Origin of the sequence: Leifsonia sp. NPDC102414 (assembly GCF_044765685.1) — a bacterium.
Lineage (GTDB): Bacteria > Actinomycetota > Actinomycetes > Actinomycetales > Microbacteriaceae > Leifsonia.
Window position 1 is genome coordinate 420,924 of record NZ_JBIWKN010000002.1, and the last position, 24,125, is coordinate 445,048.

Annotated in this window: 23 protein-coding genes; 6 read left to right on the forward strand and 17 right to left on the reverse strand. The window is 70.2% G+C overall.

Features of this window, described 5'->3' with window-relative positions; all coding sequences use genetic code 11:
- Positions 1-60: 60 nt before the first annotated feature.
- Positions 61-240 carry a hypothetical protein gene (locus ACIRCZ_RS10330; RefSeq protein ID WP_055897804.1) on the reverse strand — a complete coding sequence of 60 codons (180 nt, stop codon included), beginning with the start codon at positions 238-240 and terminating at the stop codon, positions 61-63.
- 72 nt (positions 241-312) lie between these two features.
- Here ACIRCZ_RS10330 and ACIRCZ_RS10335 point away from each other — a divergent pair, with 72 nt between their 5' ends.
- Positions 313-609 carry a YciI family protein gene (locus ACIRCZ_RS10335; protein WP_402852621.1) on the forward strand — a complete coding sequence of 99 codons (297 nt, stop codon included), beginning with the start codon at positions 313-315 and terminating at the stop codon, positions 607-609.
- Positions 610-678: 69 nt separating this feature from the next.
- Here ACIRCZ_RS10335 and ACIRCZ_RS10340 read toward each other — a convergent pair whose 3' ends face one another.
- The 5 genes from ACIRCZ_RS10340 to ACIRCZ_RS10360 all read right to left on the reverse strand — a co-directional run bounded on the left by ACIRCZ_RS10340 (position 679) and on the right by ACIRCZ_RS10360 (position 5,793).
- A complete protein-coding gene (locus tag ACIRCZ_RS10340) occupies positions 679-1,794 on the reverse strand; it encodes a glycerate kinase (protein ID WP_402852624.1) in 1,116 nt (371 codons plus the stop codon).
- Between the two features lie 4 nt (positions 1,795-1,798).
- The gene (locus ACIRCZ_RS10345; protein WP_200949676.1) at positions 1,799-2,668 is read right to left on the reverse strand and encodes a sugar phosphate isomerase/epimerase; all 870 of its coding nucleotides are present in this window, start codon (positions 2,666-2,668) and stop codon (positions 1,799-1,801) included.
- Positions 2,665-3,825 (reverse strand): dihydrodipicolinate synthase family protein, encoded by a 1,161-nt coding sequence (locus tag ACIRCZ_RS10350; protein ID WP_402852628.1) that lies wholly within the window; start codon positions 3,823-3,825, stop codon positions 2,665-2,667. Before ACIRCZ_RS10350 ends, ACIRCZ_RS10345 begins: the two co-directional genes overlap by 4 nt.
- Positions 3,825-4,949 (reverse strand): Gfo/Idh/MocA family protein, encoded by a 1,125-nt coding sequence (locus ACIRCZ_RS10355; RefSeq protein WP_402853606.1) that lies wholly within the window; start codon positions 4,947-4,949, stop codon positions 3,825-3,827. The genes ACIRCZ_RS10350 and ACIRCZ_RS10355 overlap by 1 nt, the downstream gene beginning before the upstream one ends.
- A gap of 154 nt (positions 4,950-5,103) precedes the next feature.
- Positions 5,104-5,793, reverse strand: coding sequence for a ThuA domain-containing protein (locus ACIRCZ_RS10360; RefSeq protein WP_402852631.1), 690 nt, complete (start codon positions 5,791-5,793; stop codon positions 5,104-5,106).
- Positions 5,794-5,980: 187 nt separating this feature from the next.
- Here ACIRCZ_RS10360 and ACIRCZ_RS10365 point away from each other — a divergent pair, with 187 nt between their 5' ends.
- The 5 genes from ACIRCZ_RS10365 to ACIRCZ_RS10385 all read left to right on the forward strand — a co-directional run bounded on the left by ACIRCZ_RS10365 (position 5,981) and on the right by ACIRCZ_RS10385 (position 11,945).
- Positions 5,981-7,054, forward strand: a complete 1,074-nt coding sequence (locus ACIRCZ_RS10365; RefSeq protein ID WP_402852633.1) for a hydroxyacid dehydrogenase — start codon at positions 5,981-5,983, stop codon at positions 7,052-7,054.
- A 70-nt stretch (positions 7,055-7,124) separates the two neighbouring features.
- Complete coding sequence (locus tag ACIRCZ_RS10370; RefSeq protein ID WP_402852636.1) at positions 7,125-8,546, forward strand: aldehyde dehydrogenase family protein; 1,422 nt, start codon at positions 7,125-7,127, stop codon at positions 8,544-8,546.
- Positions 8,547-8,629: 83 nt separating this feature from the next.
- Positions 8,630-9,949: an ABC transporter substrate-binding protein gene (locus tag ACIRCZ_RS10375; RefSeq protein ID WP_402852639.1), complete on the forward strand. Its 1,320-nt coding sequence runs from the start codon at positions 8,630-8,632 to the stop codon at positions 9,947-9,949.
- 113 nt (positions 9,950-10,062) lie between these two features.
- The gene (locus ACIRCZ_RS10380) at positions 10,063-11,049 is read left to right on the forward strand and encodes a carbohydrate ABC transporter permease (RefSeq protein WP_082581539.1); all 987 of its coding nucleotides are present in this window, start codon (positions 10,063-10,065) and stop codon (positions 11,047-11,049) included.
- Positions 11,046-11,945 (forward strand): carbohydrate ABC transporter permease, encoded by a 900-nt coding sequence (locus ACIRCZ_RS10385; protein ID WP_402852642.1) that lies wholly within the window; start codon positions 11,046-11,048, stop codon positions 11,943-11,945. Before ACIRCZ_RS10380 ends, ACIRCZ_RS10385 begins: the two co-directional genes overlap by 4 nt.
- Positions 11,946-11,969: 24 nt before the next feature.
- On the opposite strand, the gene ACIRCZ_RS10390 is transcribed toward ACIRCZ_RS10385, so the two are convergent.
- From ACIRCZ_RS10390 to ACIRCZ_RS10440, 11 genes are all read right to left on the reverse strand, one after another.
- Positions 11,970-13,001 carry a LacI family DNA-binding transcriptional regulator gene (locus ACIRCZ_RS10390; protein WP_402852645.1) on the reverse strand — a complete coding sequence of 344 codons (1,032 nt, stop codon included), beginning with the start codon at positions 12,999-13,001 and terminating at the stop codon, positions 11,970-11,972.
- A 29-nt stretch (positions 13,002-13,030) separates the two neighbouring features.
- Positions 13,031-14,083 carry a LacI family DNA-binding transcriptional regulator gene (locus tag ACIRCZ_RS10395; protein WP_402852647.1) on the reverse strand — a complete coding sequence of 351 codons (1,053 nt, stop codon included), beginning with the start codon at positions 14,081-14,083 and terminating at the stop codon, positions 13,031-13,033.
- A gap of 60 nt (positions 14,084-14,143) precedes the next feature.
- Positions 14,144-14,767 (reverse strand): hypothetical protein, encoded by a 624-nt coding sequence (locus ACIRCZ_RS10400; protein WP_402852650.1) that lies wholly within the window; start codon positions 14,765-14,767, stop codon positions 14,144-14,146.
- Entirely contained in the window at positions 14,764-16,140 is a 1,377-nt protein-coding gene (gene aldh, locus ACIRCZ_RS10405) for an aldehyde dehydrogenase AldH (protein WP_402852653.1), read from the reverse strand. Before aldh ends, ACIRCZ_RS10400 begins: the two co-directional genes overlap by 4 nt.
- A gap of 102 nt (positions 16,141-16,242) precedes the next feature.
- Positions 16,243-17,187 (reverse strand): BadF/BadG/BcrA/BcrD ATPase family protein, encoded by a 945-nt coding sequence (locus ACIRCZ_RS10410; protein ID WP_402852656.1) that lies wholly within the window; start codon positions 17,185-17,187, stop codon positions 16,243-16,245.
- The gene (locus tag ACIRCZ_RS10415; protein WP_402852658.1) at positions 17,184-18,203 is read right to left on the reverse strand and encodes an SIS domain-containing protein; all 1,020 of its coding nucleotides are present in this window, start codon (positions 18,201-18,203) and stop codon (positions 17,184-17,186) included. Before ACIRCZ_RS10415 ends, ACIRCZ_RS10410 begins: the two co-directional genes overlap by 4 nt.
- Positions 18,200-19,366 (reverse strand): Gfo/Idh/MocA family protein, encoded by a 1,167-nt coding sequence (locus ACIRCZ_RS10420; protein WP_402852661.1) that lies wholly within the window; start codon positions 19,364-19,366, stop codon positions 18,200-18,202. The genes ACIRCZ_RS10415 and ACIRCZ_RS10420 overlap by 4 nt, the downstream gene beginning before the upstream one ends.
- Positions 19,363-20,073: a sugar phosphate isomerase/epimerase family protein gene (locus ACIRCZ_RS10425; RefSeq protein WP_402852664.1), complete on the reverse strand. Its 711-nt coding sequence runs from the start codon at positions 20,071-20,073 to the stop codon at positions 19,363-19,365. The genes ACIRCZ_RS10420 and ACIRCZ_RS10425 overlap by 4 nt, the downstream gene beginning before the upstream one ends.
- On the reverse strand, positions 20,073-22,151 hold the full coding sequence (locus ACIRCZ_RS10430; protein ID WP_402852667.1) for a primary-amine oxidase: 2,079 nt from the start codon (positions 22,149-22,151) through the stop codon (positions 20,073-20,075). Before ACIRCZ_RS10430 ends, ACIRCZ_RS10425 begins: the two co-directional genes overlap by 1 nt.
- Positions 22,148-22,933 carry a GntR family transcriptional regulator gene (locus tag ACIRCZ_RS10435; protein ID WP_402852670.1) on the reverse strand — a complete coding sequence of 262 codons (786 nt, stop codon included), beginning with the start codon at positions 22,931-22,933 and terminating at the stop codon, positions 22,148-22,150. Before ACIRCZ_RS10435 ends, ACIRCZ_RS10430 begins: the two co-directional genes overlap by 4 nt.
- On the reverse strand, positions 22,930-23,970 hold the full coding sequence (locus ACIRCZ_RS10440) for a Gfo/Idh/MocA family protein (RefSeq protein ID WP_402852673.1): 1,041 nt from the start codon (positions 23,968-23,970) through the stop codon (positions 22,930-22,932). Before ACIRCZ_RS10440 ends, ACIRCZ_RS10435 begins: the two co-directional genes overlap by 4 nt.
- Positions 23,971-24,125: the final 155 nt, after the last annotated feature.

Here is a 24,125-nt window from a genome sequence, read left to right on the forward strand (position 1 = left end):
CGGGCGGGCGCTGCCGGCGCTGCGGGCGCTGCCGGCGCTGCCGACGTGTGGCCCGGTGGGTCAGAAATCCTCGCGGCCCTCCGCATCCACGTCCAGTCTCCTCTCGTCCTCCGCCCACGCGGCGAGCGCGAGGCCGAGCTGGCGTCGCACCCAGTCCGGAGGCAGAGGGGAGTCGGCCTCCCCTTCGAGGCTGGCGAGGCGGTGAGCGCGTTCGGTCGATGACCCGGTGAGATCGTCCATGATCGTTCCCTTCCGTGACCGATTGTCCTCCTCGGGATGCGCGACGGGAACGGGTGAGCGCATGATGGCCTGATGAGCCAGTGGATCTACTTCATCCATCCGCCCCGCGACGACTTCGCGGCGACGATGACGGACGCGGAGAAGGAGGCGTGGAGGCGGCACTGGGCGCGGCTGCAACGCGCGTTCGCCGACGGGCGCGTGATCCTGGTGGGGCCGACGCTGGGGCACGTTAACACCGGCATCTGCGTGTTCGACGCCGAGGACGAACCGGAAGCGAGAGCCTTCATGGAGGAGGACCCGGTGATCGCGGAAGGGTTCGCGCGCGGGGAGCTGCGCGGGTTTCAGGTGTCGCTGCTGCGGGGTGCGTGAACCAGCGCGGTGCGAGGTCGCCGCGCGAGACCGCGCGGCCAGCAGGCGAGCGCGCATGACCCGCGCGCGTCACCGCACCGTCGCGGCCAGCGCAGCCCCCGCCGCCCGCGCCCAGCGCTCCGGCTCCGCCATCGCGCCCTCCGCTCCCCCGGCCAGCGCGCTGAGCGAGGCCGCGGCCGCGAATCCTTCCGTCTCCGCGTCGATCGCCCCGGCCGCGAGGAGCGCAGGGATGCCGCCATCCCGTGCCAGCTGCGATACGTACGCCGGCACCTTTCCCGCTGCCGACTGGGTGTCGAAGCGGCCCTCGCCCGTGATCACGGCGTCGGCCGTGCGCACCAGCGCCGGCAGGCCGAGCGCGTCTCCCACCGCCGCAGAGCCCGGTGCGAGCTGCGCGCCCCAGGCGAGCAGGCCGTAGCCTGTTCCGCCCGCCGCTCCAGCGCCGGGCGTGCCGGGGCGCACGGGCCGCGCGCCGGGCACCTGACCTCCGCCGAGCACGCGCGCCAACCGCACCAGGCCGGACTCCAGCCCAGCCACCTGTTCCGGCGTCGCGCCCTTCTGCGGGCCGAATACGGCCGCCGCTCCCGTGGTGCCGAGCAGGGGGTTGGTCACATCGCTCAGGATGCGCACCCCGCCCGGCGGAAGCGCCGGCAGTCCGGACAGGTCGGCGCGGGCCAGCGTGCCGAGGCCGCGGTTGCCGAGGCGGATCGGACGGCCGGTCGCGTCCGTGAACCGGGCGCCGAGCGCTGCGAGGGCTCCGACGCCGCCATCGGTGGATGCGCTCCCTCCGATGGCGAGCAGAAGTCCGGTCGCGCCCGCATCCAGTGCTGCGGCGATCGCCTGCCCGAAGCCGAAGGTGTGGGCGTCGAGCGGGGCGAGGGCCGGCATGTGGGAGAGGCCGCTGGTCTCCGCCAGCTCGACCACGGCGGTGCCGTCCGGGAGGGACAGCCAGGACGCATCCACGGCTGCGCCTGCCGGGCCGAGCACGGTGATCGGGTGGCGGGCGGAGCCAGGGACCGCCACGTCGAAGGCGTCGAGCGTTCCCTCGCCGCCGTCCGCCATCGGGGCGAGCACGAGACGATCGTCCGGCCGCACGGACGACCACCCGGCCGCGAGCGCTCCGGCGACAGCGGTGGCCGTCGCCGACCCCTTGAAGGAGTCTGGTGCTACGACAACGGTGTACGGCATCCCACTACAGTGGCACGTGCTCGGCGAACGCCCGAACGGTGCGCTCGACGACCGACGCCGGCGACGCATCCCAGATCGCCTGGTTGAAGATCTCCACCTCGACGTCGCCCGTGTACCCCGCCGCGTTCACCGCGGCGGTGATGCTCGCGAAGTCGATGTGCCCGTCGCCCATCATGCCGCGGGCGAGGAGCACATCGGCGGCGAGCGGGGTGACCCAGTCGCAGACCTGGTAGCTGGCGATCCGGCCGGATGCGCCCGCCCGCGCGATCTGGTCGCGCACAGCCGGGTCCCACCAGACGTGAAAGGTGTCGACCACGACGCCGACCGACTCCGCGGGGAACTGCTCCGCCACGTCGAGCGCCTGGCCGAGCGTGGAGAGCACGGCCCGGTCGGCCGCGTACATGGGATGCAGGGCCTCCAGCGCGAGGGTGACCCCCGCCGCGCGCGCCTCCGGTTCGAGCTCGGCGACGGCGTCGCGCATCCGCTCTCTGGCTCCGCGCAGGTCGGTGGAGCCGGCAGGCAGACCACCGGCGACCAGGACGAGCACGGCGGCGGAGCCGGCGGCACCCGCTGCTGCAAGGGCGGCCGTCTCCTCGATCGCCGCGCGGTTGTCGTCGAGCGATCGGCGGCGCTCTTCGCCCTCCGGAGCCGTGAAGAACCCGGCCCGGCAGAGACTCGACACGCGCAGACCGGAGTCGGCCACGCGCGCGGCCGCCTCGCGTACCCCGACCTCGGCTACCGGCTCCCGCCAGAGGCCGATGCTCTGCACTCCCGCCTCCGCGGTCAGGCGCAGAGCGGTTCCGAGGTCGGCGTACTTGATGGTCGCCTGGTTGATCGAGAGACGCGGATGCGGGGTCACGGCGATGCCGGTCATGCGGTGAATCCGTTCAGTCGGAGGAGTCCGTGCCAGCGGTCGGCGGCCAGCTCGGGGCGCTCGAGGGCACCGGAGGCGTTCGCCAGGCGCACGATCTCCGACAGGTGGGGCAGACTGCGGGCGGCGTGCAGGCCGCCGATCATCGTGAACGACGGCTGGTGGCCGTTCAGCCAGGAGAGGAAGGCCACGCCCGTCTTGTAGTAGAAGGTCGGAGCAGCGAACACCTGGCGCGACAGCTCCTCGGTGGGGCCGAGGACCGCACGGTAGCGGGCGACGTCCCCGGCGTCGAGCGCCTGGATGGCCGCGGACGCGCTCGGCGCGACGGCCGCGAACGCGCCGAGCAGCGCATCCGAGTGGGCGTCGCCGTCGCCCTCGATGAGGCCGACGTAGTTGAAGTCGTCTCCCGTGAACATCCTGGCCGTCTCTGGGAGGCGGGACCGGAGGGCGACCTCGGCGTCCGCATCCAGCAGGCTCATCTTGATGCCGCTGACCCTGTCGGCGTTGTCGTCGATGATCCGCAGCACCGTCTCGCTGGCCTCTGCGGAGTCCGTCGAGCCGAAGTACGCCGCGAGGGCCGGGTCGAACGCGGCGCCCAGCCAGTGCAGCACGACGGGGGTGGATGCGGCGGCGAGCACCGCGCGGTACACCCGCTCGTAGTCTGCCGCCGAGGTCGCGGCGCGGGCGAGGTGGCGGCTGGCCATCAGCACGACCCCTGCCCCCGCGTCCTCGGTGAAGTGAAGCTGCTCGATGTACGCGTCGATCACGGCATCGAGGGAGATGACCTCGTCGTCGACGTGGTCGGTGTTGACGCCGACCACGATCGCACCGCCGACCGAGCGCGCCTCTGCGGCACTGCGGGAGATGAGGTCGCGAGTGGCGCGCGCATCCAGGCCCATGTTGCGCTGAGCGGTGTCCATCGCGTCCGCCACGCCGAGGCCCCAGGACCAGACGTGGTGGCGGAAGGCGAGCGTCGCATCCCAGTCGATGTCGGCGGGGGAGCCTGGCACGTTGTCCGCCCACGGCTTCGGCACGACGTGAGCCGCGGCGTACGCGACGCGAGAGGCGAGCGGCGCGGCGGGCTTGGCGTACGCGGGGGCGGCCTGCAGGTCGAGGGTGCTCGTGCTGCCGTCTGCGGAGAGGAGGACGAGGTCGCCCATCAGAGGCTGACCTCCGGCAGGTCGATGCGGCGGCCCTCGCGTGACGAGATCAGGCCCTGCTCTGCGAGCTGCACGCCGCGCGCTCCGGCCAGGAAGTCGTAGGCGTTCGGCGCGTCCTCGACCACGTGGCGGATGAACTCCTCCCACTGCGTCTTGAAGCCGTTCTCGAACACGTCGTTCGCCGGCGACTCGATCCAGTCGGTGTCGTAGTCGTGCTCGTCGGCCAGGTCCGGGTTCCAGACCGGCTTGGGGGTGGCGTTACGCGGCTGGATCTTGCAGCCGAACAGGCCGACGACCGCGCTGCCGAGGGTGCCATCCACCTGGAACTCGACCAGCTCGTCCCGGTTGACGCGGGTGGTCCAGGAGGAGTTGAGCTGCGCGGTGATGCCGCCCTCCAGCTCGAAGATCGCGTACGCGGCGTCGTCGGCGGTGGCGGCGTACGGCTCGCCCTTCTCATCGACTCTGGTCGGGATCTCGGTGACGGCGTGGGCGTAGACCGACCTGACCGTGCCGAACAGGTTCTCCAACACATACGACCAGTGCGGGAACATGTCGACGACGATGCCGCCGCCGTCCTCGGCCCGGTAGTTCCAGCTCGGGCGCTGCGCTGCCTGCCAGTCGCCCTCGAACACCCAGTAGCCGAACTCGCCGCGCACCGACAGGATGCGGCCGAAGAAGCCGGAGTCGATCAGCCGCTTGAGCTTGCGCAGGCCGGGCAGGTAGAGCTTGTCGTGCACGACGCCGTTCTTGACGCCGGCTTCCCAGGCGAGACGCGCGAGCTCCAGCGCCTCCTCGAACGACTCGGCGGTGGGCTTCTCCGTGTAGATGGCCTTGCCTGCCGCGATGGCCTTCTTGATGGCGGATGCGCGGGCCTGAGTGACGAGGAAGTCGGAGTAGATCTGCCAGCGGTCGTCGGCGAGCGCCGCATCCAGATCGGTGGTGAAGTTCTCGATGCCGTGCTTGGCGGCGAGCTCTGCCAGCTTGGCCTCACTGCGGCCGACCAGGATGGGCTCGACCTGCACCCTGCTGCCGTCGGAGAGCAGCACGCCGCCCTGCTCGCGGATGGCGAGGATGCTGCGCAGCAGGTGCTGCCGGTAGCCCATGCGGCCGGATACGCCGTTCATGATGATGCCGATGGTCGACGTTGACACGGGAACTCCTTCGGTGCGGTGGTGGTGTTGCTGTCGTTGGGAAAGCGCTTACCAGACTAGGCGAACGCGGCTGTCTCGTCAAACGCCCGCGACGGATGGGTGCGGAGGCGGCGGGTGCGAACCGCGACTACGCGCGCAGCAGCCAGCGGGCGGCGGCCGCGACGATGGCGCGGTGGGTGTCCGACTCGTACGACGCCTCGTCGTGGCCGAGGGCGTCGTAGACGACTCTGGCGTCGCCGTAGTCGCGCGCCCAGAGCAGCGGGAACTCGGCGCCGTCGTGCTCGTGCGTGGCGAGCGGAACCAGGTCGGGCGCCGTCCGCAGGTAGGTGTACCGCTCGTCCTCCACCTCGAAGTCGGTCAGCCCGGCGACGATCGGATGCCGCTCCGGATACACGTGGATGCGCGCCCGCGAGTAGTCCGGGTGCATCGTCGTCCCGCGCACCCACACGCCGCCGAGGATGTCCTCCCACTCCGGCACGCCACGCAGCGAGGTGGACGAGACGTGCATGGCGAGCAGTGAGCGGCCGGCGGCGAGGTGCGCGAGCAGCCCGGCGCGGGCGAGTCGCTCCGCTTCCGGCTGTGGATGCTCGGGGTCGGTGAGCGCGGGGTCGCCGATGTTGAGGACCAGCAGGTCGGGGGCAGATCCCGCTTCACCGTCGGCCAGGGCGGCCAGGCGCGCATCCACGTCCTCCGAGATCTCGACCTCGATGCCTTCGCCGCGGAGGATGTCGGCGATTCGGGAGGAGGTCGCGACGAACGGGTGCCAGGGGTCGGCGTATCGTCCGGCGCCGCTGAGGATGAGGGCGTGGTGTGGCATGGGGTTCCTTCCGTCGACGTCCTCGAATGGTAAGCGCATTCCGACCCGATGCGCCAACCTGTGAGAAGTCGCGCTTGACGAATCGGCCGGGAGGATTCATGATGAGGAATGCGCATTCTGGGAATGCGCAATCCGGACAGGCGGAGTCACAAGCCGCCAGCAACGACGCAATCCAGAGGAGTCGACGATGACTGACCCGCACAAGCCGGTGGCCGCGTTCGCGATGCGCCCCGACCTGCCAGGGCTCCTCTTCTCGGACGACGACCTCGCCGCCCTCTCCCGCGTCCTCGACTTCGAGACGGCGTCCGCAGCGGCCACCCCCTCCGCCGAAGCGCCCGCCACCGCTTTCCCCACCATCACCACGTTCCCCATCGCGGGCTCCACCTCCACCACCGCCTCCGACGCCCTCGCCTCCGTCGAGGTGCTCATCACCGGCTGGGGCTGCCCACCGATCGGGCGCGCCGAACTGAACGCCATGCCCCGCCTCTCGGCGGTCATCCACGCGGCGGGCAGCGTCAAGGGTCACCTGGACGACGAGGCGTGGGATCGCGGCATCCGGGTGACGAGCGCGGCGAGCGCCAACGCGTATCCCGTTGCCGAGTACACACTCGCGATGATCCTGCTCGCCGGCAAACGGGTGCCCGACTACATCCGGCGCTACGCGGTCGACCCCGCCCTTTACGACGAGTCGCCCGACCCGTCGATCGGGAACTTCGGGCGCACGGTCGGCATCGTCGGCGCCTCCAGGGTGGGGCGCAGGGTGATCGAACTGCTGCGGCCGTTCGACGTGGAGGTGCTGCTCTACGATCCGCACCTCTCGGCAGGCGACCCTGTGCTCGCCGATGCCAGGCGGGTCGAGCTGAACGAGCTGTTCGCGCTGTCCAGCATCGTGAGCATCCACGCCCCGCTGCTGCCGGAGACCGTCGGCATGGTCGGCGCGAAGCAGCTCGCTCTTCTGCCGGACGGCGCCACCGTCATCAACACGGCTCGCGCCCCCATCCTCGATCAGGATGCGCTTGCCGCGGCCGTGCGGGATCGCGGGCTCCGCGCCATCCTCGACGTCACCGATCCGGAACCGCTGCCGTCAGGGCACCAGCTCCGCGAGCTCGACGGCGTCGTCCTCACCCCGCACGTCGCCGGAGCACTCGGCACAGAGCTGCGACGGCTCGGCGCGTGCGCCAGGCGCGAGGCCGAACTGTTCGTCGCCGGCGCGCCGGCTGCGTTCCCCGTCACGAAAGAAGCTCTGATCGCCGTTGCCTGAGACCCTCACGCCCCAGAACCTGTCCGAGACTGAGACCCGACCACATCCGTTTTCGCGCCGGGAGGCGACCATGCATCAGCTCCGCGAGTACACCGCACAGGTTTTCATCGACGGCCGTTTCGAGGCGCCGGACGGCGACCGCGATCTGCCCGTGCTCGACAAGGCGTCCAGCACGCTGCTCGGCACGTACGGAAACGCCTCCGCTGCGCAGGTGGACCGCGCCGTCCGCGTCGCCAAGGCCGCGCAGCCGGGCTGGGCAGGGGTCAACGCCAACCGTCGCAGCGAGATCGTCCGCGATTTCGCCCGCCAGCTCGAGCTGCGGCGCGACGAGCTCCTCACCCTGATCATCCGCGAGACAGGCGGCACGGCGGAGAAGGCGGAGGAGGAGCTCGGCCAGGCGATCACGCAACTCAACAACTCCGCCACCCAGCTCACCGAGAACGCCGGAGCGATCCTGCCGCCGTACAAGGACGGCAAGATCTCGCTCTCCCGCGCCGTCCCGCTCGGCGTCATCGGCCTCATCGTCCCCTGGAACTACCCGATGAGCCTCGCGATGCGCGCCCTCGCGCCCGGCCTCGCATACGGCAACGCCGTCGTGCTCAAGCCGGCAGAGCTCACCCCGTTCGCCGGTGGCCAGATCCTCGCGGAGGCAGCGCAGGCCGCCGGTGTGCCTGACGGCGTGTTCAACGTTGTCCCCGGCGACGGGCCGACCACCGGGCGCACGCTCTCCGAGCATCCCGACCTCGACCTCGTGCACTTCACCGGTTCGTTCGAGGTCGGACACCAGATCGCCAACTTCGCGGCGCGCTCCTTCAAGCCTGTGGCCACCGAACTCGGCGGAGACAATGCGTTCGTCGTCCTCGACGACGCCGACATCGCCCAGGCAGCGAGCTGCGCCGTGTGGTCGGCCCTCTGGTATCAGGGCCAGACCTGCATCACCGCCGGACGCCACATCGTGCTCCGCAGCGCGGCGGATGCGTTCACCGAGGCCGTCGTGGAACGCGTCAGCAAGCTGCGGGTCGGCAACGGACTCGACGACAACGTGGACCTCGGACCGATCATCAGCGAGACCCAGCTCCGCCGCTTCCACGAAGGGCTGGTGCAGCCGTCCATCGCCTCCGGGGCCACCGTCGCCATCGGCGGAAGCTTCGACGGCCTGTTCTACCAGCCGACCGTGCTCACCGGGGTCACCCCGGAGATGCCGGTCTTCACCGAAGAGATCTTCGGCCCGGTGATGCCGATCACCGTGGTCGACACCGAAGCCGAGGCGCTCGCCCTCGTCAACCGGCACCGCACGCTCATGAACTCGGTGTTCACCGGCGACCCCATGCGGGGGCTCGCCTTCGCCGAGCAGGTCAAGAGCAACGAGGTGCACGTCAACGACGGCTACGCGCGGCACGGCGGCGAGGGACAGCTCGCCGGCTTCACCAACCGGCAGTGGATCGGCATCCAGACGACGCCGACGACATACCCGGCCTGGGCAGAGGGCTGAAGCCTCCGAGCCCCCGGCCGACGCCCGAAGCGCACCGCTGACGGCCGAGCAATCGCAACCACCCATCAAAGGAGATGTACACAGTGAGAAAGACAACGCTGAGGACACTCGGCGCCACAGTCGGCGTGCTCGCCGCGGCGGCGACGGTCCTGACCGGATGCTCGAGCTCCGGCTCTGGGGATGCCGCCAGCTCCGGCGGCAAGGTCACCCTGAACTACGTCAACTGGGACGGAGGGATGCAGGCCGTCGTCGACGAGTGGAACAAGGCCAACCCGAACATCCAGGTCAAGCTGACAAAGCCGTCCGGCACCGGATACACCCTCTACAACAAGCTCATCACCAACAACAAGGCCGGCACCAACCCGGATGTGACAGAGGTCGAGTACCAGGCGCTCCCCGCCCTGATCGCGAACAACGTCGTCATCCCGATCGACAAGTACGTCGGCGACCTCTCCGGCGAGTTCTCGACGTCGACGCTGGCGCAGGTGCAGTTCGAGGGCAAGACGTACGGCGTGCCCCAGAACGTGTGCCCGATGGTGTTCTTCTACCGCAAGGACATCTTCGACTCCCTCGGGCTCAAGGCTCCCACCACGTGGGACGAGTACGCGGCAGACGCCGCCGCCATCCACGCGGCCGACCCGAAGAAGTACATCGGCAACTTCACCGCGGCGGACCCCGGATGGTTCGCGGGGCTCGCGCAGCAGGCGGGCGCCAACTGGTGGAGCGCATCGGGAAGCGACCAGTGGACCGTCGCGATCAACGACGCGCAGAGCAAGAAGGTCGCGGACTACTGGGGCGACCTGGTGAACAAGGGGCTCGTCAGCCCTGAGCCGAACTGGTCTGCGCAGTGGAACACCGACATGAACAACGGAACGCTCGTCGGCTGGGTCGGTGCGCAGTGGGGCCCCAACCAGCTCCCGTCGATCGCCAAGGACACCGCAGGCAAGTGGCAGGCCGCAGCGCTTCCCGCCTGGACCGCCGGTGACGACACGGTCGGCATCTGGGGCGGCGAGACCGAGGCGGTGACCACCAACTCGAAGCACCCGGCGGAGGCCGCGAAGTTCGTCAAGTGGATGAACTCCTCCAAGGACGGCGTCAACTCGCTGATCAAGAACGTGCAGGTCTTCCCCGCGAGCATCCCGAACCAGTCGCTGCCCGCGCTGCAGACCCCGCCGCCGTTCATGTCGAACCAGCCGGACTACAACACGCTGATGGCGACCGTCGCCAAGGGCGTCCGCACCTTCGACATCTGGGGTCCGAACGCGAACGTCACGTTCGACTCGTACTCCAACGCGTTCGCCGCCGCCCTGCAGAACAAGACGCAGCTCTCCGGCGCGCTCGACAAGATGCAGACGGACACCGTGGCCGACATGAAGAAGCTGGGCTTCAAGGTCACCGGCTGATCCGCCCCCGACCGACGCCGGTGGCCTGAGCGCGAGACTCGGCCACCGGCGTCGCACCACGAAACCGAACCACGACGCCTGCACCAGCACCGTCCGTTCCGAGGAGTTCACACATGGCCGTCATCGGAGACAGCACAGCGTCGACGCCGCCGACGCCCACGCGAGGGAGCGCATCCCGTGCCCCGGTCGGCACAGCGGCCGAACCGCACCGCCGCCCGCGACGGAAACGCGGCAGCCTCCTGCCGGTGCTCCTGGTCGCACCCGCCGTCATCCTGCTGCTGCTGTTCACCATCGCCCCCGCGATCTACGCGGTGATCCTCAGCTTCCTGCAGGTGAAGGTGGGCGGAGGGCTGCTCGGCGGCGGAGGGACCGTGGAGGTCTTCGCCGGCTTCGCCAACTACGTCTCGACGCTCGTCGACCCGGAGTTCTGGGCGAGCCTCGGCAGGATGCTCATCGTCGCGGTCATCGGAGTGCCGCTCACCATCGTCCTCTCCACGGTCTTCGCGCTCTGCCTCGACGCGAAGCGGACCAGGCTGGTCGGGTTCACCCGGCTCGCGATCTTTCTTCCGTACGCGGTTCCCGGCGTCGTCGCCTCCCTGCTCTGGGGCTTCATGTACCTTCCGGCGACCAGCCCGATCGGCGGCCAGGTGATCGACTACTTCGGCAGCACGGGCATCTTCTTCTCGGTGGCGAACGTGGCCGTCTGGGGTGTGGTCGGGTTCAACATGGTCATCCTGTACACCGCCGTCCGCAGCCTCCCCAAAGACCTGTTCGAGGCGGCGGAGCTGGACGGCGCATCCGAGCTGCAGATCGCCCTCCGGGTGAAGCTGCCGCTGATCGCCCCCGCGATCACGATGGTCGCCCTGTTCTCGATCATCGGCGCGCTGCAGCTCTTCAACGAGCCGACGACGCTCAAGCCGCTCGCGAACGCGATCTCATCCACCTGGGTGCCGCTGATGCGCGTGTACACGGACGCGTTCGTGAACAACAGCATCTACGAGGGAGCCGCGACCTCGTTCATCCTCATCATCATGACGGTCGCGGCCACCGTGCTCGTCAACGTCATCGGCCGGCGCATCGCCCGGAGGGAAACCAAATGACCACGCTCACCCAGGCGACCGGCGCATCCGCTGCCAGGGATGCCGGCCCCCGCCGCACCAGGAGCGGCCTGCACATCGTGCCCACCCTCATCCTGATCGTCGGCGCCCTCTACTGCGTGCTCCCCGTGCTGTGGATCGTGATCGCCGCCACCAAGACCAACGACGAGCTGTTCTCCACCCCGCCGTTCCTGCCGGAGTTCAACGGCGGCTTCTGGACGAACATGCAGGCGCTGTTCGCGTACAACAACGGCATCTTCGGCCGCTGGGCACTCAACTCGGTGATCTACGCGATCGGCGGCGGCATCCTCTCGACGGCGGTCGCCGGGGCCGCAGGGTACGCGCTCGGGAAGTACCGGTTCGCCGGGTCGAAGTGGATCTTCCGCCTGATCGTCGCGGCCGTGCTGCTCCCGCAGATCATGCTCGCGATCCCGCAGTTCCTGCTGCTCGCCAAGTTCGGGATGACCAACAACTACGCGTCGGTGATCCTTCCCCAGCTGGTGTCGCCGTTCGCGATCTACCTCTGCAAGATCTACGCGGAGGCGTCGGTGCCGGACGAGATCATGGAGGCGGCGCGGATCGACGGCGGCAGCGAGTGGCGCATCTTCTGGTCGGTGGGCTCCCGTCTCATGATGCCGGCGCTGGTGACGGTGTTCCTGCTTCAGTTCATCGGCATCTGGAACAACTTCCTGCTGCCGTTCGTGATGATCAACAACGACCAGCTCTACCCGCTGACCCTCGGCCTGTACGGGCTGATGATCACCACGGGAGGGCAGGCGGCGCAGTACTCGATCGTGATCGCCGGCGTGCTGGTGTCGATCGTCCCGCTGGCGATCCTGTTCCTGTCGCTCCAGCGCTACTGGAAGATCGACCTGATCTCGGGCGGGGTGAAGATCTAGCGCGTGCCCTCCAGGTGTGCCGTGCTATGGCGTGGATGCCCGGACGATCACGGTGCCGGCGACGGGTTCGGCGAGGGTCGCATCCTGGTCGTCGGCGAGCGCGAGTTCGAGCGCACGGGCGCCGATGGATGCGAGGGGCAGCGCCACCGTGGTCAGCGACGGTGTGACGTCGCGCACCAGGGGGATGTCGTCGAAGCCGGCGACGGCGATGTCCGTGCCGGGAGCGATGCCGCGGTCGCGCATCGCCGCCATCGCGCCGACGGCCATGACGTCGGTGACGGCGAAGACGCAGACACGGCGGGTTGTGCCGGCCTGGCCGTTCGGCTGGGCGGCGGTGAGGTCGCCTGACGCGAGCAGCGCATCCATCGTCTCGTAGCCGCCGTCGCGCGAGAACGCGCCGTGCACCACGCGCGCGCCGGGCGCGACGTCGAGGAACCCGGTGGTGCGCTCGCGCGCCGTGAGCAGGTCGTCCGGACCGGCGAGCACGACGAAGTCCGTGTATCCACGCTCGGTGAGCGCGGTCGCGAGGGCTGCCGCGCCCTCCCTGTTCTGCACGGGGACCGACCGCAGCCCAGGCACGGCGGCACCGATCAGCGCGACCTTCGCCCCTCCGCGCTCGATCGCGGCGAGTTCCGCCGCCGCGTCGCCGTCCGCGGCACCGAGGCGCCTGCTGCCCGCGACGATGACCGCACGCGGCCGCTGGCCTTTGACCGCGACGAGGGTGGCGCCCTCGCGGGCGGCGTCCGCTTCCGTCGCGGTGATCGTGACGATCAGCCCGCGCTCGTCCGCCACCCGGATGATCCCGGACGCGATGCTCGAGAAGTACGGGTCTGCGATGTCTCCGACGACGACCGCGACGGTATTGGTCGTCCCCCTGGCGACCGCCTGCGCCTGCACATTCGCGCTGTAGCCGAGGGCGGTGGCGGATGCGAGCACCCGCGCCTGCAGCTCGGGGTTGACCTTGCGCGCACTGCCGTTCAAAGCCCTGGATGCGGTGGCGAGCGAGACCCCGGCGTGCGCCGCGACCTGCGTGAGGGTGGCCGCGGTGTCGTTCACGGGTCCACCATACCCGTGCGGTGCCGGCACTATCCGGCGGGTGCGGGGAGCGGTGGGGTGCTCGCGCGGATCACCGGATACGCGGGCACCGTGCGGGTCGGCCCGTCCGTCTCGATGGCGCGGGCGATGGCCTCGGACGCGACCGTGTCGAGGGCGACGTGCACCGTGGTCAGCGGAGGGACCACATCCCGCAGCGTGGTGATGTCGTCGAAACCGGCGACCGCGATGTCGTCCGGGATGCGCAGCCCGCGCGCCCGGAGGCCGGCGATCGCACCGAGCGCCATGTCGTCGGTGATCGCGAAGACCAGCTGCAACCGGCGCAGCTCCGCGTCGTCGAGGCCGAGGACGAGGTCGCGCGCGCCCTCCCAGCTGAACTCCGGAAAGTGAACCGTCGTCTCCGCGCCGTCCGCCGACTCTGTGAAACCCGCCACGAACCCGTCGACGCGCTGCCGCATCGAGAGCAGCGGCGTGCCGCTGCCGAGCACCAGCGCACGCCGGTAGCCCAGGCCGGAGAGCTGGACCGCGAGCTGGCGGGCGCCGTCGTGGTTGTCGAAGGTGACCGTCTCGAACGGCAGGTCGGTGCGGCTGATGAGCACCACCCGGCCTCCTGTCTCCTCGTAGCGCTGCAGCTCGGCGACGAGCTGATCGACAGACGGCGGATCGACGTACCCTGTGCCGGCGAGGATGATCGCCCTCGGCTGCTGCCCACGGAGCTCGCGCACCAGGTCGAGCTCACGGTCCACCTTGCGCTCGGTGACCGCGATCGACACCCGCAGACCGGCGGCCTCCGCCTGCCGCATGATGGCGGCGGCCATCGCGGAGAAGTACGGGTCGGAGATCCCGCTGATCACGAGAGCGACCGTGCGGGACGTGCCGCGCGCCATGTTCTGTGCGGCCAGGTTGGGGGCGTATCCGAGCTCGCGCGCCGCATCCAGCACCCGCTTGCGGTAGCTCTCCGCGACCTTGCGGTCACTGCCGTTGAGCACCCGGGATGCGGTGGGCTGCGACACCCCCGCGTGCCGCGCGACGTCGTCGAGGGTGGCCGGCCTGCGCGGCCCTGCGTCGCTCTGCGTCTCGCTCACCGCCCCAGCCTACCGGGACTCCCGGCTCTCGGGAATGCGCATCCCGAGCCGTGTTCGCGACTAGGCGAGCAGCATCCAGGCGAGGCACGCTCCGCAGCCGACGAGCGACACGAGCGAGTGGATGCGCCAGCCCCGCCTGGCGAGGACGGCGCGGGCGATGAGCCACGCGAGCAGGATGGCGGTGGTGGTGATGGTGAGGGTGAGGGAGGCCGCGGTGGTAGCGGTGGTCGACGCGGTGGCGGTCGACACCGCCGCGGTGGCGACGGCGGTGGCGCCCAGTCCGTGTCCGGCCATCCCGGTTGTCCCCGCCATCCCGGCCATCCCGCCCACTCCTGCCGCGCCGGACGCCCCAGCCCCCACCGCCTGCGCGATCATCACCAGCACCATCGCCCACAGATCGACGACGTGCTCGCGCGCCCACGCCCGCGTGCGCGCCAGCGGCGCATACCCGAACGACAGCGCCGCGAACACGAGCGCCGCCCCCAGCATCGGCGCCGTTCCGTGCCCCGCGAGCGCCGCGGCGCCCATCACCGCCACCATCACGGCGAGCATCGCCCCTTCGCGCACGAACGCCCACGCCGACGCCCACGCCGACGCCGACGCCGACGCCTCGTGCGAAACCTGCGGTGCCCCATCGCGCGACCGCACGCTTCGCACGAGTCGTGCGGTCGCGGGCACCGTCACGCGCGCCAGACGGTCTTCACGTTCGTGAACTCGCGGATGCCGAGCGCCGAGAGTTCACGACCGTATCCGGAGTCCTTCACGCCGCCGAAGGGGAGCTGCGGGAACGACGCCGTGAGGCCGTTGACGAAAACGCCGCCCGCCTCGATGCCGTTCTGGAACAGGTCCCCTTCCGCGTCGTCGTTCGTCCACACGCTGGAGCTCAGGCCGAACTCGCTGTCGTTGGAGCGCTCGATCGCCTCCTCGGCGCTGGACACCTTGTAGAGGCAGGCGACAGGACCGAAGCACTCTTCGCGGTAGATCCGCATCTCCGGCGTCACGCCGGTCAGCACCGTTGCGGGGTAGAACCAGCCAGGGCCGTCAGGCACCTCGCCGCCCGCGAGCACGTTCGCGCCCTTCGCACGTGCGTCCTCGACCAGCGCGTGCGCGTCGCGGCGGCCCTGCTCCGTGGCGAGCGGGCCGAACGACGTCGCAGGGTCGAACGGGTCGCCTGCGATCTGGGCGCGCATCCCGGCCACGAAGGCGTCCTCGAAGGCGTCGTAGACGTCCTCGTGCACGTAGTAGCGCTTGGCGGCGATGCAGCTCTGACCGGAGTTCTGCACGCGCGCGTTCACGCCCGCCGTCGCTGCGGCCGCCACGTCCGCGGACGGCATGACCACGAACACGTCCGTCCCGCCCAGCTCGAGCACCGACTTCTTGATGTTGCGTCCAGCAGCCTCCGCCACCGCGGAACCGGCGCCGACCGATCCGGTGAGAGTGACCGCCCGGATGCGCGGGTCGTCCAGCAGCGGAGCCACGGCGCCGCCCTCGACGAGCAGCGTCTGGAACGCGCCGTCAGGGAAGCCGCCGCGTGCGAACAGCGTGCCGAGGTACAGCGCGCTCTGCGGCACGCTCGACGCGTGCTTCAGGATGCCGGTGTTCCCCGCCATCAGCGCGGGGGCCGCGAAGCGGATGACCTGCCAGAACGGGTAGTTCCACGGCATCACCGCGAGCACCGCGCCGATCGGCTGGTAGCGCACGCTCACCGCCGATGCGCCGACGTCGCCCGGCTGAACGGGGTGCTCGTCCGCCAGGTACTCCTCGGCGTGGTCGGCGTACCAGCGCATCCCTCGGGCGGACTTCGACACCTCGTACTTAGCCGTGCCGATGGTCTTGCCCATCTCGGTGGAGACCAGGGAGGCGACCTCGTCGAGTTCGGCGTCGAGGATGTCGGCGGCCGCGCGCATCCACGTGGCGCGCTGGGCGAACGTGGTGGCTGCGAGCTCGCGGTATGTGTCGTGGGCGGAGGCGACGATGCGCTCGATCTCGGCGGCCGTATGCGGCTCGAAGGTCTTGAGCGTCTCACCCGTGGACGGGTTGATGGTGGCGATGGCCATGCTGACTCCTTTGTTCTGTGGCTGTGGCTGTGGCTGTGGCTGTGGCTGTGGCTGTGGCTCTTGCTGTTGCTCTGGCTGTGGCTCGTGGAATCGAGTCCGGAGTCATACCCCGGTGACCCCGGCGTGTCGCATGAACAACTCCGGGCTCGATCGCTGGTGGACGTGGCGGGCGATGGCGACGCCTCCCGCGACGGGCGCGTCGCCGAGGAGCACGACGGTGAGCTGTGGATGCGCGGCCGCGATCCGCGCGGACAGCGCGGCGAACAGCCGGGGCTGGTGCACGATCACGCTGCCGCTCGTGACGACGGCGCCGCCGACCGCTCCGCGGCGGACGAGCTGCCCGACGAGCCTGGCGAGATGGTCGGCCGCCGCGCCGATCACGTCGACAGCGAGCGCGGACCCCGCGTCGGCGGCGGCGAACACGGCCACGGCCCTCGGCCCCCAGTTCTCCGGGGTCGGGGTGTCGTTGACCGCCCTGGCCAGCGCCGGCGCGGAGGCGACGCCGAACGCGCGCAGCAGCGCGGCCAGCAGGCCGTCGTCCTGTGCGCCGTCGTCGTGCGCCGCGAGGGCTGCGATGGTGGCCTCGCGCACGATCGCGGGAGCCCCTCCGTCGTCGCCGAGCACCCAGCCCCAGCCCCCGGCGAACAGCGGACTCCCGTCGGCGTCCTGGCCGACGGCGATCGACCCCGTCCCCGCGATCACGCCGATCCCCGCATCCAGGCCGGCGGCAGGCACGAGGAGCGCGGCGTCGTTCACGACCAGCGCCGGGTAGCCGAGCGCGGCGAGCGCTTCTTCCAGCTCGCGGCAGTGCTCTGCGGTGTCGCAGCCCTGCGCGCCGACGCCGACGGCGACCACCCGATGGTCGGCGGCGCCTCCCAGCACGCGTTCCATCCGGTCGACGAGCCACCGGGCTGCGCTCTCCGCGGGCGTCGCACTCCAGTCCTCCGCCGGCAGGGACACGTCGGCGATGCGCGTGCCATCCAGCGTCTCGACGCGCACCCCGAGCTTGGTGCCGCCCGCATCCAGTCCGACGACGACGTCCGTCATGCGGCACCGCCGGCGTCCACCGGCACCTTGGTGTCGGCGTTGTGGAAGACGAACTCCTCGATCTCGACACCGCGCACGGCAGCCACGGCCCCGACCAGGATCTGCATCACCAGCGCTTCGAGCACCGCTCGCTGCGACGCACGCAGCTTCGGCAGCTGCACCACGTGCAGCGTCTCCGTGGATGCGACAGGCTCGCCGGAGATCAGGATGACGTGGTGGCCGGCCTCGGAGAGGGTCGTGGCCAGGTCCAGCTCGCGGCTGTCGCCGAAAACGACGTGAACGCCGTCGCCCGCAGACTCCATCGAGCCGTGCAGGTACTGCCGCGTGCTCATGCCGGTCGCGGGGATGCGCGCGACCTCGCGGAACAGCAGCGCCCCGGCCTCCGCGGAACCGACCGCCGGTCCTGCGCCGACGAAGTCGCTCGACCGGACCGTGCGGAACAGCTCGGCCAGGGCGCTCACGCGCCCGGTGAGGTCGGCCTCCACCGCGGCGAACGTCTCGTGCAGCGTGAACCAGCCCTGGTCGATGCGGCCGCCGTCCCAGGCATCGGCGAGCATCCCGAGGGCGGCGACGGTGGCCGTGTATCCGAGCGTGGAGGCGTAGCTGTCGGCGAGGCTGCCGAGCGAGATGGTGGATGCGAGCTGGGCGATCGGCGACGGCTCGGTGTTGACGACGGCGAGGCGGAGCTGCGGCGGCGTCGACTCGAGCACGGCGAGCGTCTCTGCGCTGCGGCCGCTCTGCGAGATGCCGACGATGGGATGCGCGCTCTCCGGGAACGGGATCGGTAAGTCGCCGGCGCCGAGCCGCCACGAGTGGATGCCGCGCGAGCGCAGCTCCCAGACGGGAGCGCACGCAGCGGCGAGACTTGCGCCGATGCCGACGAACACCGGCCCGGGACCCTCCAGCTCTCCCGCCTCCTGGCGCTCGGTGAGCTGCGCCGCGATCAGCGGGATCGCCCTGCCGAGCTCCTCCGCCTGGGTCGCGCGCGCCTCCGCGAAAGTGATGTAGCCGTTCATGCTGGTCCCCTCAGTGCTGTTGTCGTCTCCGCTGTTGTCGTCTCCGCTGTCGGCTCCCCAGAGGCGGTGCGCGCCGCGGGGTCCCAGTCGACCGGGAGCGGTTCGACGGCGGCGGCCGTGCTGGCGATGCGCACCGGCCCTCCCGTCTCGATGGACTCCTCGATCGCGAGCATCACGTCGAGCGCGTGGTACGCGAGCTCCCCGCTCGCCCGCGGCGTGCGGCCGTCCCGGATGGCACGTGCCATCTCCAGCACGCCGACGCCGCGTTCGCGGTGCGCGCCCGGCGGAGGCAGCTCCACCCAGTCGGTCTCTCGATCGTCGCCGGCGAGCAGCCTGGTCGGGCCGTCGAAGCCGCTGACCGGGACCTCGAGCACACCGTCTGAGCCCGTGATCTCGAAGGCCTGCCGCCGAAGTGCGGAGTCGAAACTATAGATGGACGTGCCGACAGCGCCGGAACGGAACCGGGTGAGCACGCTCACGTGCGTGCTGACCTCCACCGGGAACGACTGACCTGCGTCCGGGCCGGAGCCGATCACGCGCTCGGCGCGCGGACGCTGGCCGATCGCCTCGACCGACTCGACCGGCCCGAGGAGCTGGACCATCGTGCTCACGTAGTACGGACCGATGTCGAACAGCGGGCCCGCGCCGCGCGCGAAGAGGAATTGCGGCCGAGGGTGCCAGGAGTCCGGGCCAGGGCCCTGCATCAGAGTGAGCAGCGTCTGCGGGGTGCCGATGGCGCCGTCCGCGAGCAGGCGGTGGGCGTTCTGGATGCCCTCGCCCAGGATGGTGTCCGGCGCGTTCGCGACCACGACACCGGCGGCCTCCGCCGCATCCAGCAGCGCGCTGGCGCTTGCGAGGTCGAGCGTGAGCGGCTTCTCGCCCCAGACGTGCTTGCCTGCCGCGACGGCCTTCAGGCCGACCTCGGCGTGCGCGGCGGGGATGGTCAGGTTGACGACGATCTCGACCTCGGGGAGCGCGAGCAGCGCATCCACTGTCCCGGCGAACGGGATGCCGTACGTCGCGGCCTGCGCCTCCGCCCGGGGAACGTCGAGGTCGGCGATGCCGACGACCAGCACATCCGGGTATGTGGTGAGCGAGCGCAGGTACTCGTCGGAGATATTGCCGGCGCCGATGATCCCGACGCCGGTGGGCCGGCCGGTCACGCGTTCACCAGCCCGAGGAAGTAGCGCGCGTTCTCCTCGATCAGCGGGAAGACGTCGCCTTCGTGCACGACGACCTCGACCACCGGCAGCTCGAGGCTGCTCGCACGGGGGATCACGTCGGCGATGTCGAACGGGTTGGCGTCGTCGTGCTTCACGTGCAGGAAGCGCACGCGGTCGCCGAGGCGAGGGAGGAGCTCTGTCACATCCGCGCCTCCGACCGCGGCCCAGTACGTGTCGAGCTCCAGCACGACGGCCGGGTCGAGCAGGCCGACCAGCAGCTCGTAGGCGGGAACGCCGTCGATGTGCTGCGCGAACTCGAAATCATGGTTGTGGTAGCCGACCCGGATACCGTGCGCTGCCGCTGCGGCCGACGCCTCGTTGATCGCCGCGGCGAGCGCTTCGACGCCATCGCGCGTGGCGATGGACTCCGGGCGCACCCACGGCACGATGACCGTCTCGACGCCCAGGCGCACGGCGGCGGCGAGTACCGCATCCCTGTCCAGCTCGGTGATCTTGGCGTGCGCGGTGGTGGCACGCAGCCCGGCGGCGTCGAGCGCGGCGGCGAGCCCCTCTGTGTCGCTCAGGATGTCGTACGGTTCGGCGTGCGTGAAGCCGAGGGCGGCGAGGCGCGCGAGCGTGGCGGGGAGCGCATCCTGGCCGATGTCGTCGCGGACGCTGTAGAGCTGGACGCCGAGCGGGGTGGTCATCAGTGCTGTCCTTCGTGATCGCTGTTGTCGTGGTGCTCGTGGTGCTCGTGCTGCTCGTGCGTGCCCTCGTGCCCTGCCGCCGCGTGCTCCGGCTCGTGCTGCTCGTGGTGGGCGTGCCCTGCGCCTGGGGCGCAGTGATCGCTCACCGTCGCCGGGATGTCGAGCGTTGGATTCCTGCCGAAGAAGCCGTGCGGCTTCAGCACGAAGCCCGCGGAGTCGACCGGCATGATCGGCCAGTCCTCGATGCGAGGGAAGTGGGTGAGGCCGAAGGTGTGCCAGAGCACGATGTCGGTGTCGTCCACGCTCCGGTCGGCGGCCGTCCAGGCCGGAAGACCTGCCCATCCGGGGTGCATGTTCACGAAGTCGCCCGCCGGGTACAGCTCGTTCGGCTCGTACGGCGTGACCCAGAGGTGCTTGGCCGCGTACGTCGCGCGGGCGTAGATGTCCGATTGCTCGTCCGCGAGCAGCACCGGCTTGCCTTCCGGGAAGAGCACGTAGCCGACGCTTCCGCCGAGCCGGTTCTTCACGCCGGGGTTCGACACCAGCCAGACCCGGTTCTTGGCGTTGTCGGCGAGCCGCTGCGCCTCCGACTCCGTGTGCAGGCGGGTGACCGTCTGCGTGATGCCCGTGCCTGTCGGGTTGCTCTCGCCGCGCGGCACGAGCACCGCCTCCAGCTCGTCCACCGCGTTGTCCTGGCCGTCCACCATCATGTCGAGGCGTGCGCTGAACAGGTGCTGGTGGTACGGGGCGCCGAGGCCGGGCGCGAGCTCCGAGGCGTAGAGGTAGCCATCGCCCGGGTATGCGGAGGTGAACACGACCCCGGTCGCCTTTACCTCCAGCTCGATGCTGCCGTCGAGCGAGAAGTACCAGTAGAAGCCGTAGTCGTAGTTGCCGACCGTGACGAAGAAGGAGACCACCAGTCGGCGGTTGCGGCGGGAGTCGCTCGACCCGTTCCAGTTGTCGAAGTGCTTCCAGAGGATCCCGGTGTCCTCCTCGTGGATGCAGATGGCCTGCGGGATGACGCGGACGTTCCCCGCGTTGTCGGCGAGCGTCGCATCCAGGTAGGTGATGTCGCCGACGCAGTCGCAGCCCAGCTCAAGCGAATTGGCGAAACCGCCGAGCAGATACTCTCCGCAGTCGAAGAAGTTCTGGAACCAGCGCTGCGGGCTCGGGTCGCCGTACGGCACCATCATCTCGGCGATGGATGCGCGGTACACGACCGGCCGCTGCACCCCTGCGTCGTCGATCGAGATGTTGTGGAAGACCAGGCCCTCGCGCTGGTCGAACGACACCTGCAGGTTCCAGCCCGCCCAGGAGAGCACGCCGTCGTCGTCGAGCGTGAAGCTCGGGCCTTCCGGCTGAGTGATCTCGATCGGCTTGAGGCCCTGCCGGTCGGGCCGCCCGACCCACTCGGGGAGGTGGAAGTTGCCGTCCTCCTGCGGGACGGGCAGCTCGACGTAGTCGATCACGTCGAGCACCTCGCGGGTGACGACGTCGACCATCACGGTCACGCCGTCCACCGGGTGCGCCCAGCCGAGATCGTCCGGCGTCTTCTGCACGAAGGTGAAGCAGCGCTGGATGCGGCGGCCCTGTTCGTCCGGCGCGAGCACCCCGGCGGAGAGCGGGTTGACCCGCAGCGTGCTGAGGTCGGTGAGGCCGCGCTTGGCCATCGCGTCGCGCCAGCGCTCGTCCTGGTGCACGATCTCCTCGACCAGGCCGAACTCGGCGAGCACGACCGGCACCTGACCGTCTGCGAGGTCGAGTTCGACGGCGGAGACGATGCGGTCCTCTGCCGGGCAGACGACCACGTCGTGCGACGCGCCGGAGGAGAGGTCGACGAGCATCGCGCGGAAGCGACGCGCCTCCGGAACGGTGCCGGGGGCGAGCAGCGAGCGCTTGTCCTGTTCGAGCAGCCCGAAGTACGAGACGTGCGTGTTCTCGCCGAGCAGGCGTTCACGCACCAGGATGCCGCGGGACGCCTCGATCTCCTCTGCGCGGAGCGAGCCGAGGGCGGCGGCCACGGGGGATGCGGCGCCGGCGGATGCCGGCACGGTGCGGGGGACGGCGGTGTCGGTCACAGGAGCTCCGTTCGGTTGTGGCGGGCGAAGTACGTCCGCAGGCGGTAGCGGTCGCCCGCGTACTGGATGGTGGAGGCGAGGACCGGTCGCTCGGTGCGGCCGCTCACGAGCTGGTGCATGACGAGCGTCGGCGAGCCAGGCGCGACATCCAGCTGCTCGGCGATCTCGGCGGACGCCTCGCGGGCCTCGATCGTGGTCTCCGCGTTCGCGAGCTGATGGCCGGCCTCGGCGAGCGCCTGGTACAGCGAGTGGATGCGGAAGTCGTGGCGCGCAGGATCGGGCAGCAGCGAAGCGGGCACGAGCGACAGGTCGACCGCGATCGCCACCTCGTTGAGCATCCGGACCCTGCCGAGCCGGAACAGCGGTGTGCCGGGAGCGATGGCCAGCTGCTCCGCTTCGTCGATGGTCGCGGCGGTGACCTCGGAGCGCAGCACGCGGCTGGAGGCGACGAGCCCCATCCTGTCCGCCGTCTCGCTGAACGACTCCAGGCTGTTCGGCCACTCGTTGCGGTCCTCCGCCGCCCCCGCCACGTACCAGCCGCGACCGTGCGACGGCGTGAGAACGCCGTCCTCCACCAGGGCCTGCAGCGCCTTGCGCAGGGTGACCCTGCTGATGCCGAGGTTCTGGCAGAGTTCGCGCTCCGGTGGGAGCCGCGATCCGGGGCGCAGCCCCTCCGAGGCGAGCTGCTCGCGCAGCGCGTCCGTGGCCTGCACCCAGAGCGGCTCCGGGTAGTCGACGCGGATGCCCGCATCCCCGAGGCTCAACTGCTGGTTGGCGCTCATCGTTCGAAGCTCACCTTCTCCCACACCCCGGAGGCCATCGACGCGTAGCAGGCGTCGAGGATGCAGTTGACGATGAAGCCGTCGCCGAACGTCTCGATCGGCTCCTCACCGGCGGCGAAGCGGTCGACGAAGTGGCGCATCTCCTGGCTGAAGCCGTACGCGCGCGCCTCCTCGGGCACCGGGTACACCCAGCCGGTCTCCGCATCCGCCTTCTCGACGAGGTAGCCTGCCGGGTTCTCGATGAAGCCCCAGACCGGAGTCTGCGAGGTGTCGGTGACGATGCGGCCTGCGCTGCCGACGAGTTCGTGGCGGAGCTGCATCCCGCCCTTCTCGATCCAGGAGGACTCGATCTGGGCGAGCTGGCCTCCCGCGAACTTGAGCAGGGCGATGGCGGTGTCCTCGCCGGTGGTCTTGTCAGCGTGGGCCATGGTGGCACCCCACGCGAACACCTCGGTGACGGGATTGTCCTTGCCGAAGAAGTGACGGGCGGATTCGACGGTGTGGCAGCCCATGTCGAGGAGTGCGCCGCCTCCTGCGGTCTCCGCGTCCCAGAAGTGCGGGGCGTGCGGGCCGGAGTGCGCTTCGCGGGCGCGCATCGTGAGCACGTCGCCGATCGCTCCTGCGGCCACCATCTGGTGCGCCTTGGCGATGTTCGGCGAGAACACCGAGCTCTCCGCATAGCCGTGCCAGACCCCCGCCTCCGTGACGATCCGCAGGATCTCGGCCGCCTCGGCGCCGGTGCGGGCGAGCGGCTTGGTGCAGACGATGCCCTTGCCCGCCGCGGCAGCGATCCGCACCGCCTCGACGTGCACCTCGTTGGGGAGGGCGATCACCACGAGGTCGACGTCCCGGTTGGCGCAGAGCGCCTCGATCGAGTCGTACTGGTCCGGGATGGGACCCCACTTCTCCGCGAACGCCACGGCGCGGGAGAGGTCGCGCGAATAGTTGGCGACGATCTCCGCGTTGCGCACGTCCTGTAGCGCGTCGGCATAGGTGTCACTGATGAACCCGGAACCGAGCAGACCGACACGAATCACATTTCCTCCTTCAGAAGCGTGTTCCACATAGTAACCAGGTGGTACGCGATTGGTCTACATAATCAGAGTTAATCTTCCAGAAACAAATACCTCTTGCTACCTCTTGGTCTAGCAATGTACTCTCTCGTCAACACACGGTCTGCATCGGGGCATTC

Coding starts and splice junctions, on each gene's coding strand:
- ACIRCZ_RS10335 (WP_402852621.1), top strand. CDS start 313: ATGAGCCAGTGGATCTACTTCATCCATCCGCCCCGCGACGACTTCGCG.
- ACIRCZ_RS10435 (WP_402852670.1), bottom strand. CDS start 22,933: ATGAGCGCCAACCAGCAGTTGAGCCTCGGGGATGCGGGCATCCGCGTC.
- ACIRCZ_RS10365 (WP_402852633.1), top strand. CDS start 5,981: ATGACTGACCCGCACAAGCCGGTGGCCGCGTTCGCGATGCGCCCCGAC.
- ACIRCZ_RS10350 (WP_402852628.1), bottom strand. CDS start 3,825: ATGGGCGACCTCGTCCTCCTCTCCGCAGACGGCAGCACGAGCACCCTC.
- ACIRCZ_RS10340 (WP_402852624.1), bottom strand. CDS start 1,794: ATGCCGTACACCGTTGTCGTAGCACCAGACTCCTTCAAGGGGTCGGCG.
- ACIRCZ_RS10345 (WP_200949676.1), bottom strand. CDS start 2,668: ATGACCGGCATCGCCGTGACCCCGCATCCGCGTCTCTCGATCAACCAG.
- ACIRCZ_RS10360 (WP_402852631.1), bottom strand. CDS start 5,793: ATGCCACACCACGCCCTCATCCTCAGCGGCGCCGGACGATACGCCGAC.
- ACIRCZ_RS10415 (WP_402852658.1), bottom strand. CDS start 18,203: ATGAACGGCTACATCACTTTCGCGGAGGCGCGCGCGACCCAGGCGGAG.
- ACIRCZ_RS10380 (WP_082581539.1), top strand. CDS start 10,063: ATGGCCGTCATCGGAGACAGCACAGCGTCGACGCCGCCGACGCCCACG.
- ACIRCZ_RS10355 (WP_402853606.1), bottom strand. CDS start 4,949: ATGAACGGCGTATCCGGCCGCATGGGCTACCGGCAGCACCTGCTGCGC.
- aldh (WP_402852653.1), bottom strand. CDS start 16,140: ATGGCCATCGCCACCATCAACCCGTCCACGGGTGAGACGCTCAAGACC.
- ACIRCZ_RS10385 (WP_402852642.1), top strand. CDS start 11,046: ATGACCACGCTCACCCAGGCGACCGGCGCATCCGCTGCCAGGGATGCC.
- ACIRCZ_RS10410 (WP_402852656.1), bottom strand. CDS start 17,187: ATGACGGACGTCGTCGTCGGACTGGATGCGGGCGGCACCAAGCTCGGG.
- ACIRCZ_RS10370 (WP_402852636.1), top strand. CDS start 7,125: ATGCATCAGCTCCGCGAGTACACCGCACAGGTTTTCATCGACGGCCGT.
- ACIRCZ_RS10425 (WP_402852664.1), bottom strand. CDS start 20,073: ATGACCACCCCGCTCGGCGTCCAGCTCTACAGCGTCCGCGACGACATC.
- ACIRCZ_RS10330 (WP_055897804.1), bottom strand. CDS start 240: ATGGACGATCTCACCGGGTCATCGACCGAACGCGCTCACCGCCTCGCC.